This window comes from Roseibium sp., from assembly GCF_965229775.1.
In the GTDB taxonomy this organism is placed as follows: domain Bacteria; phylum Pseudomonadota; class Alphaproteobacteria; order Rhizobiales; family Stappiaceae; genus Roseibium.
Genome location: NZ_OZ245929.1, coordinates 2,479,479 through 2,492,716, shown reverse-complemented (window position 1 = coordinate 2,492,716; position 13,238 = coordinate 2,479,479). Strand labels below are relative to the sequence as shown.

Below are 13,238 nucleotides of genomic sequence, written 5' to 3'. Positions count from 1 at the left end.
CTATATTCGTAGCATATACTGCTACTATTTTCGTAGCAAGCGAAATGAGGATCAGATGGCCGGAAAGAAAGCGCCGCCGAAACTGCCAAAACCGGGCGCGCCTGTGCGCGGGTCGACATCAGGTCAGCCGATCATGGTGCTTTTCGACCTGATCGGCCGCCGATGGTCCATGGGTGTTCTTTGGAACCTCAGCGACGGGAACCGGACGTTCCGCGACCTCCAGGACCGCTGCGGATCGGCATCACCCAGCGTTCTCAACACCCGTTTGAAGGAACTGCGCGCGGCCGGTCTGATCTACAACGCAGAGGATGGCTATGCCCTGACCGAAGACGGACGGCAGCTCTTCGAAAGGCTGGAGCCGCTCGGCGACTGGGCCATGGACTGGGTGGAAAAGCTGCCCTGACCAAAGCGCAGCCAGTCGCCGAATAGCTCTAAAGGAAATCGACCTTGCCCGTCGCGATGTCGTAAACGGCCGGAACAGATACAAGCTTTCCGGCTTCCTTCAGGTCGGTAAGCACCGGCCCGGACCGGGACGCCTTGTCGGCGTTCAGGCGTGCATTCTGGGCAATCGCTGCTGAAAGAAGATCGGCGGGCTGTTCGGGCATGACGTCATAAACCGCCGGCCGGATCGCCTCAACCAGGCTGGGCAGGTGCCCGGGTGGCAGCGTTCTGTCTTCAATGGACTGGATCGTGGCATCCACCGCTCCGCAAGCCGTGTGCCCGAGGACGACGATCACCTGGACACCCAGCGCTGCGGCTCCGAATTCAAGACTGGCAAGCCCGTCTTCATTGATGAAGTTGCCGGCGACACGGACGACAAAAACGTCTCCGAGCCCCTGGTCGAAAACAATCTCGGGCGCAACACGGGAGTCTGAACAGGCAACAACGGCCGCGAATGGCTTTTGTCTCTGGGCGCGCTTGGCCCGGTCCAGGGAATGATCCGTGTTGATCGGCGTATTGGCAACATAACGGGCGTTGCCTTCCTTCAGGAGTTGCAGGGCTTCTTCCGGAGAGGATGGTCTTGACGTGTTCACGGGACCGGATGCCTCCTGGGCCAAAGCCGCCGGGGCCGCAAGCACGCCTGCACCCGCCAGTCCGCCTGCAATCAGGTTCCGCCGGCTGATACCGTCCTTCTCATGGATCAAACACATAAAAAATCCCTTCAATGATAACTCGCGGTCCTTCGATCATTCCTATCTCTCGTCCTTGATGTTGTGTCGAACCCGCGCATACACAAATGAATTCCCTGTAAGAAACGGGCTCACGATCCGTCATTCCGGCAGCATGAGCGCCGTTCGCCTCAAATTGCCCTTGCCAGACTGGCGGCCTCACCCCGGAACCAGATGTGCGCCGGATCGTTCTGGCGGCGGGGATGCCACAGCATGTCGACCTCGAAACCGCTCACGTCGAACGGCAAGTTCCGGCAAACAACACTGTCCCGATAAAGGTCAGCAAGTCTGCGGGGCACGACGCAAAGCGCGTCCGAAGCGGCAACCAGACCGGGCGCGAGCAGGAAGCTCGGCAGCGAGACCGCGACATGACGTTTCATCCCGAGGCCTGCGAGCGCGCGGTCGGTCGCCCCGACGAAACCGCCGCCTTCCGGCGATATCAGGATGTGCCGCTGCGCGCAGAAGGCAGCGCATGTCAGCTCTCCATCTTCCAGCGGATGACCGCGGCGCATGATCACGCAGAATGTCTCTTTCATCGCGGGCCGGCTGATCGCGTCCGGGAGGTCCATTCCCGTGACCAGCGCGAGGTCGGCTGTATCTCCCTCCAGGCTCTCCCACATCGACCTTGGCTCGAATGGCAGGAAAGCGAGACGCGCATCCGGGGCAACGGCACTGATCCGGTCCTCCAGCCGCGCAGCGAGGATCAGGTGCACGTAGTCCGTCGCGATCATCCTGAAGGTCTTTCGCGTTACTGCGGGATCAAAGGTTTCGTTTTCGCGCACAAGCGCGTCGAGGTTCTGCAAGTGACGGCGCAGATCCTGCTGCAACGCCCGGGCGCGGCTCGTCGCGACCAGCCTCCGGCCGGACGGGGTCAGGAGCGGATCGTTGAAGAGGCTCCGCAGCCGTTTCAGCTGAGCCGACATGGCCGGCTGGCTGATACCGAGCTGGTCAGCCGCCCTTGACACGCTCTCATGCTCGAGAAGGGCATCCAGGGCCATAAGCAGCCCGATATCTCCCTGCTTAATATCCATGCAGATTATAGAAGCCATACAAATTCATAATTTTAGTTATGCGTGATCGTTCGCCAAATACAAGCCATCACGAATGAAGGATTAAGTCATGAAAATCGGCATCATCGGATCAGGCGGCATGGCGAAAGCACTCGCGGGCAAGTGGACGGGAAAGCATGAGGTCATGCTTTCGGGACGGAACCCGGACAAGGCAAACGCCGTCGCCGCGGAGATCGGAGCACGCGCGGGATCTGCGGAAGAAGCGGCCGCTTTTGGCGACGTCGTCGTTCTCGCCACCCGTTGGGAGGACACTTTCAGCGGCATTGAAAGCGCCGGCGGCCCGTCGGCATTTGCAGGCAAGATCGTCATCGACATCAACAATCCGGTCAGCATCGAGACGTTCCTGACGACGCGCGACGACGGCCGGTCGCTGACCCAGGCTATTTCGGATCATCTGCCGGATGCTCACGTCGGCAAGGCCTTCAACATGGCGCAGGTGGCGGTCTGGGAAGACGACGACATGACCTATGACGGCCGCCAGATGGTGACGCTCTATACGGCGGATGCCGGGGCGGATGAGACGATAGCCCAACTGATCAGGGACGTCGGTGCGGATCCGCTGCGCCTGGGCGGCAACGAACACGCCTACCAGCTCGAAGCCGCCGCGGCGATCGTCATCAAATTCCTGTTCGCAGGCCGCGACCCCCAGACCATCTTCAACTTCATCCAGCCCGAAGTCAGGGCGGTGCGCTGACCTGTCCGTGCCGGACGGTCTGTGCGCCACATCCTCTACTGTCCCATCGAAGCGGTCTGCGGAACCCCGATCCGCGACCGCAGATGGCGGCTCCAGTCGTTGGCACTCTCGAACTCCCAGGGGGGCTTCACGCCGGGTCCGAGCCTTTGCCTCCTGGTCAGTTCTTCCTCGGTGACATCGTTTTCAATGACACCGAGTTCCTGCAGCAGCCCGACCGAAGCGCCCGGCACCCAGCGCCGCAAGTCGTACCAGGGCACAGCGTTCTGAACCTGCGGGCTCAGCTTGATCAGCGTCGTAAAGCAGCTTTCGGAGACCGTTGAATAGAATTGCGGCCTGTCGTGCAGTTCGGCGACAAATTCCAGAAGCCGCGTGAGATAGGCCCGGATTTCGGCGTTGGATCCCTGGATGTCGAAGAAGTAAAGTTCGTTGGGCGGTACGTGCGCAAGGCGCTTCCAGAGCAGGTCGCGTTCGGTGCCCAGAACCGGATAGAGCTGGTCGTGCCTGAAGAAGCCGGCCAGCGCATCGAATCTGTCCCAGCTCGTCCGGCGCGCTTCGAAGGAGACGGCGAGGTGATCGCCGTTCCGAAACGCGAAGGTCATCATCACGTGGACCGTCGCGGCGGAGTTGCCGAAGGGCTGGTAGACAAGCTGCGCGCCTGCGAGTTCGCTCAGATCGAAGGAACGGGTCGTCCATCTGGGCTGCGCGGGCGCCCCGATCGGGTGGATCGCATCCCGGAAATTGTCGATCTCGACGATGTTTCCCGAAAAGCTCGCATCGCTGACGCGTTCATGCAGCGGAACGAACGCCCGGGGCAGAACTTCCTTCTGCGAATAGGCGGCAAAAAAGACAGCGATCAAAACGAGCGCGGCCCCGCGGCGCGTCCATCGTCGCTCACCGGGGAAGAACCACAGGACCGCCAACACGGGCATGACCGCGACGGCAAGCGTCAGGCGCAGCCAGTCCGGCCAACCCAGCCAGTAATAGCTGGCCAGCGCCATGAAGACGGCGATCAGAAGGACAAGGACCCCGGCGCCGATCCTCGTCACGGCAAGCAGGAGACGTCTCATCTGCGGTGGCTCCGCTTGCCGCCGTTTACCTTGGGCGTGACAGAGCGGCCGGAGGTCCTCACAGGCTCAGGAACCACTGAATGATGAACGCGTTGGCAAGGTCGACAAAGAAAGCGGAAATCAGCGGCAGCACGATGAAGGCGAGCGGCGACGGCCCGTAGCGCTGTGTCACCGCTTTCATGTTGGCGATCGCTGTCGGTGTCGCACCGAGTGCGAAGCCCGCAAACCCGGCAGACAGCACCGCGGCGAAATAGTTCCGCCCCATCACCCGGAAGACGATGAACACGATGAACACCGCCGCCGCCACCGCCTGCAGCACCATGGTCACGGCAAGTACGCCCGCACTGCCGGCCAGGGTCCAGAGTTCCATGCTCATCAACGACATGGACAGGAAAACGGACAGGCTGAACTCGTTGATCAGATCCAGCGACTGTGTGCCCGCCGGAGATTTCGATTTTCGGAAAACCATAGGCACGACGTTGGACAACACGATGCCGGAAATCAGGCACGGGACGAAAAGCGGCAGTTTGAGGCCTGCCGTCAGCAGGCTCTCATGTGCGGAATAGCCGATCACGATCGCGACGTGGATCCAGAGGATGCACCGCATGATCTCCACGTGGTTGATCGGTGCGCGGGTCTCATCGGTTGCCGCGGCCTCGTGGGTCTCGATGGCATCCGTCTCGTCCGTCGCCGTCAGGCTGTTCTTGGAAATCAGGTACTTGGCGATCGGACCGCCGAGGACACTTGCAAGGATCAGCCCGACCGTGGCCGAGGCAATGCCGAGTTCGGCGGCACCGGTGACGCCGTACTGGGAGGCAATTGTCGGGCCCCACGCAATCGCCGTTCCGTGACCGCCGATCAGGGACGCCGTGCCGAGCAGAACACCGGCCTGCGACGGCAGTCCGAACAGTAGCGCGCCGAGAGCACCGACACCGTTCTGGACAATCATGAAAACCAGGGTAAGGCCGAGCATAATCGCCAGAACCGGCCCGCCGCGCGTCAGGTCGGAAACACGCGCGTTCAGACCCACCGTGGTGAAAAAGTAGACCAGCAGGAAATCGCGCACGGAAAGATCGTATTCGATCGTCCGGCCTGTCGCCACGACAACCAGGAGCGCACAGAAAGCGGCGGCGAGGCCTCCACTGACGGGTTCCGGAATGCTGTAGGCCGAGAGGATCGAAAACCGTTTCGTGAGCCGCGCTCCCACGAAATACACGACGATACCGAGCGTGAAGGCGGCAAAGCTGTCAATCGTTATCGGATCGGCGACCGCTGCAGGCTCCATGATATTCCCCACTTCTGACTTCAGGGTACGGACTCATAAATGAAGTCAATTTGGTTTGGATCGTTTTGACCAACTGCGAGGAGCGAAAGTGCAGGAAATGTGGTTCATTTTCAAGCCTTTCGCGACGTGGCAGATGGCCAAAACGACCAAATCCGAAGGACGGCAAAATGGCTTCACCTCGCAACGTCACCGTGCTTGACCGGGCATAAAGCCCGCTCTGCGCACGCTTCCTCGCGAGACTTTGCCATTTCTGCCGCCAAATCGGCTTCATTTATGGGTCCGTACCCTAGCGCAGCCAGATGCCCATCCGGTCCTGCTTTTGCTCAGGGGGAACCTTATCTCAAATCCTCTCGCCCTTGCACGGTCGTAAAATTCATTATGCCCGTTCAGACACATGCCGCAGGCTCAAATCGATTCCGCGGCTTCCAGGGCCCCTTCCAGAAAGCCCCCGTTTTCGGGCGCCGTCTCCGTGCCGGCGAAAAGAACCCGTCCCGACCAGGGCGCCTCCGCGAAACCAAGCCTGCGATACCGGGGGTGTCCGGAAAGGTCCGGGCGATCAAGCGCTGTTGCCGTGAACGGGTCCTTTGCCCAATTCTCCAAAAGCACCTGTGTTGGTGCACCGAGGTTCGGGCCGAACAGTGCCGAAAGTTGACGCGTTGCATCCTCGACCAGTCGGGCCTCGTCGCAATCTCCGCCCGCACGGCCCGGTGCGACGAAGCCGAACAGGGCGGCCCCGCCCGATGCATCCGGGTCAGGCGACGCGTCGTGGATTTCGAATAGCGGTCCCAGGTGGCTGATTGCGTCGCCGGACAGACCGGCCTCGCGCCAGAAGGCGCGTTCGAATACGGCGACGAGCTTGGCATGTCCGGCCATCCAGGTCGGCACGGATTTCATGCTTTGAACATGTGCTTCCGGGAGCGCGGGCAGAAAATCGAGCCTGCTGGCGGCAAGACGCGGCGGCAAGGCCAGGATGACCCGGTCCGCCTCGACCGTGAATGGGCCTTCCCCGCTCTCCCCCGTCAGGCGAACCCCCGTGTCACGGGCTTCGACTTCGTTGACTGCATGGCCGAGGCGCAGAACACCTTCCGGCAAGGCGCGCACAAGGCTGTCGGTGACCCGTGCAAGGCCGCCTTCGACGCGCAAGGCTTCGCCCATGGTGGCGAAATCGAGATCGCGGCGGATCGCGCCGTTCTGATCCTGAAACACCAGTTTGCCCGCCGAGTGCTGACGCATCAGCGGCAGACCGAGTTCCGAGACGAGGGTCAGCATTCTGGTGTTGTGGGGCCAGATCCAGGCCGGGCCGAGGTCATATCGCGGCCCCGTCGCAGAAACGGAACGTGACAGGACGCGCCCGCCTGCCCTGTCCCTTGCTTCGAGAAGCGCGACAGACTCGCCCCTTGCCAGCAGAACCCTGGCGACTGCGAGACCGCTCAGGCCCGCGCCGATCACAACGCTGTCGAACCGCATGCCGGTCACCTTGCAGGATCCGCCGCTTACCGGTTTTCAGGGGCGGAGACGTTGCGAAGATGTCCGCGCTTCACCCACAGACGGGCACCGTCGGCACCGGCCTTCAGGACCACGTCGTGGCCGTCCGACCGGCGCAGCCAGGACCAGGGCTCGAGCGCCGCGCCGCCGGCGCTGACACTTCCGGACAGAACGAAGATCTCCGCACCACCCGGCGCTTCGACGATTGCCTCGGTTCCGGCTGCCCAGGTTTCCATGCTCACCGCTTCATACGAGTCCTCGAAGAGCGGCGATACGCTCACACCCGGCCGGTTCGCATCGGCAACCGCGCCAAGCTTGCCGGTATCGATCCGGACATGGCTGCGGTCTTCGGGATCGAATTGCCAAAGCTTGACGAAGATCACGGCTCCCTGCGGCGCGCTCGGCGTGTGGCTCGATCCGGGCGGATTGCGGATATAGGATCCGACAGGAAACGCGCCGTGCTCGTCTTCGAACACGCCTTCCAGAACGATGAATTCCTCACCGCCGTCATGGGTATGGGCAGAAAAGGCGCTGCCCGGCGCGTAGCGCACGATCGTCGTTGCACGGGCCACCTCGGCACCGAGGCGGTCAAGCATCATGCGCTCAACGCCCGGCATCGGAGACGACACCCAGTCGTGCTCGGCAGGTGTTATCTGGACGCTCTCGTCAAAATCCGCATTCAGTTCCATCGTCGTCAATCTCCGTGTCACCCGCCCTCGTTGCTTGCGTATTGAATCGCAGGCAAGCAAGGGCGTACCAAACCTACCTCACGAGGTCATTTGCCAACAATCTATCTACTGATAGGTAGATTGTAAACACTTGTAAGAATCGCCAATCACGAACGCGTGAGCTGCGGTCGGGTTGCCGTGGCAGGCGAGGCACGTCGATTCCTGTAGAAGCTCGGATGCGCGCGCTCAAGAAGGCCGGATGTCGAGATGCTGGAAGGGCACCATTCAGGCAGCGCCGATCAGTCCCAGGGGAAGAGACGCGATCACGGCAATCGACAAAGCCGTTCGAAGGTCGGGAAACCACGAGGGAACGACCGCGCGCGTACCGGCTCTCGTGTCGACGAACAGAGCAAGCCCGAATGCCGCTGTCAGAACCATCAATCCATAAAACAGCGGCAACAGCAGCGCGCCCCAAGCAATCAGCGACGGGACAACACTCCAGCACAGCCTCGCCGCCGATATCTTCGCGGTCCCGCTGTCGGAGATCGCCAGACCCCAATGGATACCACCGAGAAACGACAGGATTACCGCGCCGTAATACGCCAGGGCGTGCGCGGCCCATGCCGACCAGTTTTCCGGACCAAACGCCGCGATAATCGCGGTGGCGACGAAAGGGACTGCACCGGTCGCACCAAGCCACTTTGCCGGCAAAGGCATTGCCTCCGCCTTCGCAGATGCAATGTTATCCGTTCCGGTCATCTGCGTTTCCATGCGCGTCTCCCCTCACGAACCTTTTGCGCCGCTGCCGGCTGTCATTTCCTGTCGCCGCATCGGCATGGTGTCTATCAGGGAAAACAGGTCATCACCGGTCACGGGCGTTGTGGAACGCAATTTTACGCCGGTATCCTTGCCCAACAGGAAAACCTCGAACCTGTCGTCGTTCTTGCGCAGGAATTTCTTCATCCCGGAAGCCGAGACATCGAGCCGGGTCCCCATGACGGTTTTCGCCTCGCCGTTCACTATTTCGATAACGGCCATATGCCGGTCCGCGATATGGGCACCAGTGCCTGCGAGGGCGGTGCGCTGCGCGGTCAACGACGCATCCCGCTTGTGCGGCGCGAACACCACGACAACGCGATGCTTCCAAGCCCACGCGTCGGAAGGACTTGCCATGAGCGGTGCGCTCGCGGCAAATGAAACAGATGCGCAAACAACAGCCAGTCCCGACCTGATCGCAGCGGTGAAAATCACGAGCCCCTCCTGAAAGACCGCCCTCTTTACGCAGGTGCTTCGTCGCCGGATTTCAACGGAGCTGAACCGGTGCGAACAGGTTCTGGCGTCCACCTCTCGTCAGCCTCGTTTTCGGTTGCCACGTTCTCCTCATAAAAGTGTGATTGGCCTGTTGGACAATCAACAAGCGAAACTGCGCGCCGTTCAAATCACCCATTGCGGAGACCACCATGCTGACCACTGCTTTCAAGTCCCTTCTCTCGGCCCTCGCCCTATCGCTTCTCGTCCCTGCCGCCAATGCAGCCGACTCCTCGCTTGTTCATGTTCCGAGCGCGCATTCGGTCGCCCAGACCGCAGACAATCTGGTCGCCGCCGTCGAAAAGGCGGGCGCGAAGGTGTTCGCGCGGGTGGATCATGCCGCTGGCGGCAAAAGCGTCGACATGGAAATTCCGGCCAATCAGGTCGTGATTTTCGGTAACCCGAAGCTTGGCACGCCGGTCATCAAGGACGCGCCGGAAGCCGGACTGGACCTGCCGATCCGGGTTGCAATCATCGAAACGAGCGACGGCACCATCCTGGTCTATCGGGCACCGGCAGCCCTTGCGGCGGAACACGGTCTGCCCGCCGACCATCCGAGCATCGGCAAGATGACAGGCGCGCTGAAAAATCTGACGGCCAAAGCCGCCGAGTAACAACGGGCCTGCCGCCTCGCACACAAGCGGGGCGGCACGTCAAAGTCCAAGCGTTGTTCAGCGAAGTCACTCGCTCAGAACAGCCTCGAAACCTTCGAATTGCGGGTGGCCGGCATATAGATGCTTGTTGTCGCCGGCATTTCTGTGCGCCGCGCGGAAGTGCTCCGACTTCGTCCAGTTCAGGAAGTCCTCGCGATCCGCCCAGATTGTGTGGGTCGCGTATAGTGTCGTTCCGGTCTTTTCGTCGAACGCGCCTTTCAGCAAATGAAACGTCTTGAAACCGGGAACATCCGAAAGTCTGGATTCCCGTTCACGCCAAACGGTTTCAAACGCCTCTTCCTGGCCTTCAAGAATTGAAAACCTGTTCATTGCCAGATACATGCGTCGCTCCTTATGTGGGGGCCAGACCTGCGGCAGGCCGACGTCCGGGATAACCTGACTGCAAAAATCGTATATTTCAATGTTTCGGTCCGGGCCAAGACGGATGCGACCGGCGCCCCGTCTTCACGAGACTGTGAACGGCATTTCGTCTTCTTTTTCAAACCGATCGTCCAACCAACCGTAAACAGCCGCGATGGGGCGCAAGTAGGGAGCGCAAAAAATGCCTACAAACACGATCCTCGATATCGCGAGCGGAAGTAATGATTTTCAGATTCTCACAGCAGCCCTCGGAGCCTTTCCGGATCTTGCCACCGCTGCCGGTGATCCAACCGCGACGCTGACCGTTTTCGCACCAACAGACCAGGCATTTCTCAACCTCGCAAATGCGCTCGACCCAAGCATCGGCTCGGACGAGACCAAGGTCGTTCCGGCCCTGATCGCGGCTTCCGAACTGCTGTCGCCTTCCGACGACCCGACCGCCTTTTTGAAGTCGGTGCTGACGTATCACATTGCCGGCGGCGCGCTTGACGGCGCAGCGGTTGCCGGAAGCAGCAGCATCACGACCCTTTCCGGCGAGACGATCGAGCCGGACGCCTCCTCCGGGCTTTCGCTCGGCGACAAGGACGACGGTTTCGCCGACCCCAATGTTGCCAACCCGGCAGGTTCCGAAAACGGCATCGTTGCCGACAACGGCATCGTTCACGTGATCGACAACGTTCTGCTGCCCTACGACATCACGTTTGCAACGGGCGGGTTCCTGTTCACCGGCAACGGCCCGGATGCCGTGATCGGCTCCGATCATTTCGATTTCATCTCGCTCGGGAAAGGCGATGACATTGCCAACGGTCTTGGCGGCCATGACATCATTTTCGGCGGCAGAGGCGACGATCTCATCAAGGGCGGTGACGGCAACGATTACCTCCTCGGAGGCCGGAACAACGACACGATCGAAGGCGGTGCCGACAACGACTACCTGAACGGCGGACGCGGACACGACGTCCTCGATGGCGGCGACGGCCACGACACTCTGATCGGCGGACGCGGCAAGGACATGCTCGAAGGCGGTGCCGACGACGATTACCTCAACGGAGGACGCGGAAAAGACAGCCTGGAAGGTGAAGAAGGCAACGACTTCCTGGTCGGTGGCCGGTCCGCCGACAGCTTCATCTTCAACCCGTTCCGTGACGGCGAAGGCGACGACGTGATCGCCGATTTCAACGTCAAGAGGGACAAGCTGGTGCTGGACCTCCGGGACGGCGATCCGGACCTTTTGGCCGCCATCGTCGCCAACAACGATCCGAACGAACTGGAACTCTTCGACCTCGTCGACGCCGGCGCCGTTTCGCTCGGTGCCTCCCATGACGGCGATCTCCTGATCACCCATCTGACCGGCACGATCGAGTTCAACGGCATTTCCTCCGATGTCAATCCGGCCGCCCTGCTTCCGGCCGTCGAGTTCCTCGTGAACGACGACCCGATCAGCTAAAGACGGCTCCGGACGGCGCATGATCAAAGCGGAAACGGCACCGGCCACTTTGCCGGTGCCGTTTTTCTATCGGGGGCCGTCGCCGACCCGGGCGCGCGGGCGGGCGCCGCTCGCTATGCCGACACACAAGACAATCTCGTTCGCGCGGGGTGCGTCGGCGATGCCCACCGACAGCGTATCGATGAAGTTGAACGCCCAGGCTTCGTCCTTGTGTCCAAGCGGCAGGTCTATGGTGTCACCAAGCGCGGCCACCTTCACGTTGGACGGCATCAGGGCCTTGCCACCGCCGATGGCTGCGCGCACCGGCTTGCCCAGCATCGGGTGCAGGAGCGCCGCGCCATGCTCGGCGACCCCCTCGGAGCCCACGATCGCCGCCTTGCCATAGCCGGTCGGCGCACCGTCCAGGCGGTGCATGATCTGTCCTGCCAGCCGGTCTCCGAGCCGTGCTCCCATTTCAAACAGCTCGGAAAGGTCATCGGCGTCAATTCCGGCAAACGGATTTTCCAGGACCGCAAGTGCCGCCATCCGGATCAGCGGATCGCAGGCCGCGCCGAATTCATCGGTCTCGACGGTTTCCTCGATCAGAAGTGTCTTTCGTATTTTCATTGACCATCCTCCTTCGGTGTGACGGCGCGTTCTCCCGTTTTCACCAACCGGAACGCCAGAGCGGCCGGAACGACACATGCAAACAGGATCATGCCGAACACAAGCGGTGCACCGGCGGTCCCGGATCGTTCAAAAATCCACCCGGCCAGTGGTGGCGCGGCCGCCATGATTGCATAGTAGACCGTGAAGAAGATGCCCATGCCGAATGCGCGCCTCGCCGGGGCAACGGCCTCGCCGGCCAGGGCCATGATGACGCCGGCAGGCGCCATGCCGACAAGGCCGAACAGCAGGCTGGCGGCGACACCTGCGCCGGACACCCCCATCAGCCAGAGCGAGACGACCGCCGCCGTCATGCAGACAATCAGCACGAGATTGCGGTGATTGAACCTGTCGACGATCTGGCCGCACACCGCGCCCGAGGCAATCATGATCCAACTGGCAACGCTTACGACCGCGGCAGCCTGAAGCGCGGGATGTCCGAGTTCCTCCAGCCTGTGCGGCGCAAAGGAGAGATAGGCAACATAGCCTGCGTTGAAGACGCCCCATGCCGTTCCCGCAAGAAGGATCAGTTGCAGCTCACGGCGGCTCAGCCGGGTCGAATTGGCGCCCTGTACGGCTTTCCTCCCCGCAGGCGCGCGGTAGAAGAGCAGCACACCGGCTGCCGCGGCCGCGCAATACAGCGACGCGACCACGAAGGGCAAGCGCCAGTCCTGCAAGCCGGCCAGGTAGGCATGCCCCACCTGTCCCATCGCGATGCCGAAAGGCCAGCTCATGACGAGAATGCTCATCGCCGTCGATATCTCGCGGCCTTCGAACCAGTCGGCAATCATCTTGGTGAAATAAAGCGTGGAGAGAAGAAAGCCCGCTCCGGCGACGAGCCTGCCGAGGCCGATCGTGACGGGGCCGGGTCCGAACCCGCTCACGAGTCCCCCCAGCGCCAGCGCACTCAATCCGGCGAAGGCAAGACCGCGATCGGAGACATACCGGCCCATGGCCCCGGCGGGCAAAGCCAGAAACAGGCCGGGAACCATGAACAGGCCGATGAGGAAACCGACGTCGGAATAATCGATGCCGAAGACCGTGACGAGGTCGCCGCCAACGGACGCGGCGGTCTGGAACTGAAAGCCGAGGGCAATCCTTGCAAAGAAAAGCAGGGCAAGCATCCTCCAGCGCATCACGCCCACCCGATCTGTTGCTTGCGATGCGTGCGCGCACCGGTCCGGACCGAGCCATCTGCCGCGAAGTGGTTTGGTGACTGCCTGGTTTTGCTCATCTACTCCCCCATATCGGCCAAGCATAGGAACGGCGTTCGTGGACCGGTATCGTGCAGATGCTGTAATTTTTGCTTGCCGGTGCAGTATTTGTCGGAGGTCCATGCGGGATTGCACGTTGCCGGCAGACGTCG

15 protein-coding genes are annotated in these 13,238 nt (G+C 61.6%); 4 read left to right on the top strand and 11 right to left on the bottom strand.

The features are described from left to right. Window positions 1-55 precede the first annotated feature (55 nt). Window positions 56-403: a winged helix-turn-helix transcriptional regulator gene (locus tag ACO07N_RS11365; RefSeq protein ID WP_421981122.1), complete on the top strand. Its 348-nt coding sequence runs from the start codon at window positions 56-58 to the stop codon at window positions 401-403. Between the two features lie 28 nt (window positions 404-431). Here the strand turns inward: ACO07N_RS11365 and ACO07N_RS11360 are convergent, their stop codons facing one another. Together ACO07N_RS11360 and ACO07N_RS11355 are read right to left on the bottom strand one after the other, a co-directional pair. Beyond that, a complete protein-coding gene (locus ACO07N_RS11360) occupies window positions 432-1,151 on the bottom strand; it encodes a carbonic anhydrase (protein WP_421981121.1) in 720 nt (239 codons plus the stop codon). A gap of 149 nt (window positions 1,152-1,300) precedes the next feature. Then, window positions 1,301-2,200 carry a LysR family transcriptional regulator gene (locus ACO07N_RS11355; protein WP_421981120.1) on the bottom strand — a complete coding sequence of 300 codons (900 nt, stop codon included), beginning with the start codon at window positions 2,198-2,200 and terminating at the stop codon, window positions 1,301-1,303. An 88-nt stretch (window positions 2,201-2,288) separates the two neighbouring features. Here ACO07N_RS11355 and ACO07N_RS11350 point away from each other — a divergent pair, with 88 nt between their 5' ends. Continuing rightward, the gene (locus tag ACO07N_RS11350; protein ID WP_421981119.1) at window positions 2,289-2,933 is read left to right on the top strand and encodes an NADPH-dependent F420 reductase; all 645 of its coding nucleotides are present in this window, start codon (window positions 2,289-2,291) and stop codon (window positions 2,931-2,933) included. A 35-nt stretch (window positions 2,934-2,968) separates the two neighbouring features. Here the strand turns inward: ACO07N_RS11350 and ACO07N_RS11345 are convergent, their stop codons facing one another. From ACO07N_RS11345 to ACO07N_RS11320, 6 genes are all read right to left on the bottom strand, one after another. Beyond that, window positions 2,969-4,000 (bottom strand): DUF4105 domain-containing protein, encoded by a 1,032-nt coding sequence (locus tag ACO07N_RS11345; protein ID WP_421981118.1) that lies wholly within the window; start codon window positions 3,998-4,000, stop codon window positions 2,969-2,971. A 58-nt stretch (window positions 4,001-4,058) separates the two neighbouring features. Then, window positions 4,059-5,285, bottom strand: coding sequence for a sodium/glutamate symporter (gltS, locus tag ACO07N_RS11340; RefSeq protein ID WP_421981117.1), 1,227 nt, complete (start codon window positions 5,283-5,285; stop codon window positions 4,059-4,061). A gap of 405 nt (window positions 5,286-5,690) precedes the next feature. Continuing rightward, window positions 5,691-6,752: a flavin monoamine oxidase family protein gene (locus tag ACO07N_RS11335; RefSeq protein WP_421981116.1), complete on the bottom strand. Its 1,062-nt coding sequence runs from the start codon at window positions 6,750-6,752 to the stop codon at window positions 5,691-5,693. A gap of 26 nt (window positions 6,753-6,778) precedes the next feature. After that, window positions 6,779-7,459, bottom strand: a complete 681-nt coding sequence (locus tag ACO07N_RS11330; protein WP_421981115.1) for a cupin domain-containing protein — start codon at window positions 7,457-7,459, stop codon at window positions 6,779-6,781. Window positions 7,460-7,723: 264 nt separating this feature from the next. Beyond that, window positions 7,724-8,209 (bottom strand): DUF3429 domain-containing protein, encoded by a 486-nt coding sequence (locus tag ACO07N_RS11325; protein WP_421981114.1) that lies wholly within the window; start codon window positions 8,207-8,209, stop codon window positions 7,724-7,726. A gap of 12 nt (window positions 8,210-8,221) precedes the next feature. Next, window positions 8,222-8,689, bottom strand: coding sequence for a DUF4174 domain-containing protein (locus tag ACO07N_RS11320; RefSeq protein ID WP_421981113.1), 468 nt, complete (start codon window positions 8,687-8,689; stop codon window positions 8,222-8,224). 209 nt (window positions 8,690-8,898) lie between these two features. Between ACO07N_RS11320 and ACO07N_RS11315 the strand changes: the two genes are divergently transcribed. Continuing rightward, on the top strand, window positions 8,899-9,360 hold the full coding sequence (locus ACO07N_RS11315) for a DUF302 domain-containing protein (protein ID WP_421981112.1): 462 nt from the start codon (window positions 8,899-8,901) through the stop codon (window positions 9,358-9,360). A 66-nt stretch (window positions 9,361-9,426) separates the two neighbouring features. Here ACO07N_RS11315 and ACO07N_RS11310 read toward each other — a convergent pair whose 3' ends face one another. Further along, complete coding sequence (locus ACO07N_RS11310; protein ID WP_421981111.1) at window positions 9,427-9,741, bottom strand: antibiotic biosynthesis monooxygenase family protein; 315 nt, start codon at window positions 9,739-9,741, stop codon at window positions 9,427-9,429. A gap of 220 nt (window positions 9,742-9,961) precedes the next feature. Here ACO07N_RS11310 and ACO07N_RS11305 point away from each other — a divergent pair, with 220 nt between their 5' ends. Then, the gene (locus tag ACO07N_RS11305; protein WP_421981110.1) at window positions 9,962-11,227 is read left to right on the top strand and encodes a fasciclin domain-containing protein; all 1,266 of its coding nucleotides are present in this window, start codon (window positions 9,962-9,964) and stop codon (window positions 11,225-11,227) included. 66 nt (window positions 11,228-11,293) lie between these two features. Here ACO07N_RS11305 and ACO07N_RS11300 read toward each other — a convergent pair whose 3' ends face one another. Both ACO07N_RS11300 and ACO07N_RS11295 read right to left on the bottom strand, forming a co-directional pair. Then, window positions 11,294-11,833 carry an amino acid synthesis family protein gene (locus ACO07N_RS11300; RefSeq protein ID WP_421981109.1) on the bottom strand — a complete coding sequence of 180 codons (540 nt, stop codon included), beginning with the start codon at window positions 11,831-11,833 and terminating at the stop codon, window positions 11,294-11,296. Beyond that, window positions 11,830-13,008: a CynX/NimT family MFS transporter gene (locus ACO07N_RS11295; protein WP_421981108.1), complete on the bottom strand. Its 1,179-nt coding sequence runs from the start codon at window positions 13,006-13,008 to the stop codon at window positions 11,830-11,832. The genes ACO07N_RS11300 and ACO07N_RS11295 overlap by 4 nt, the downstream gene beginning before the upstream one ends. Between the last annotated feature and the right edge of the window lie 230 nt (window positions 13,009-13,238).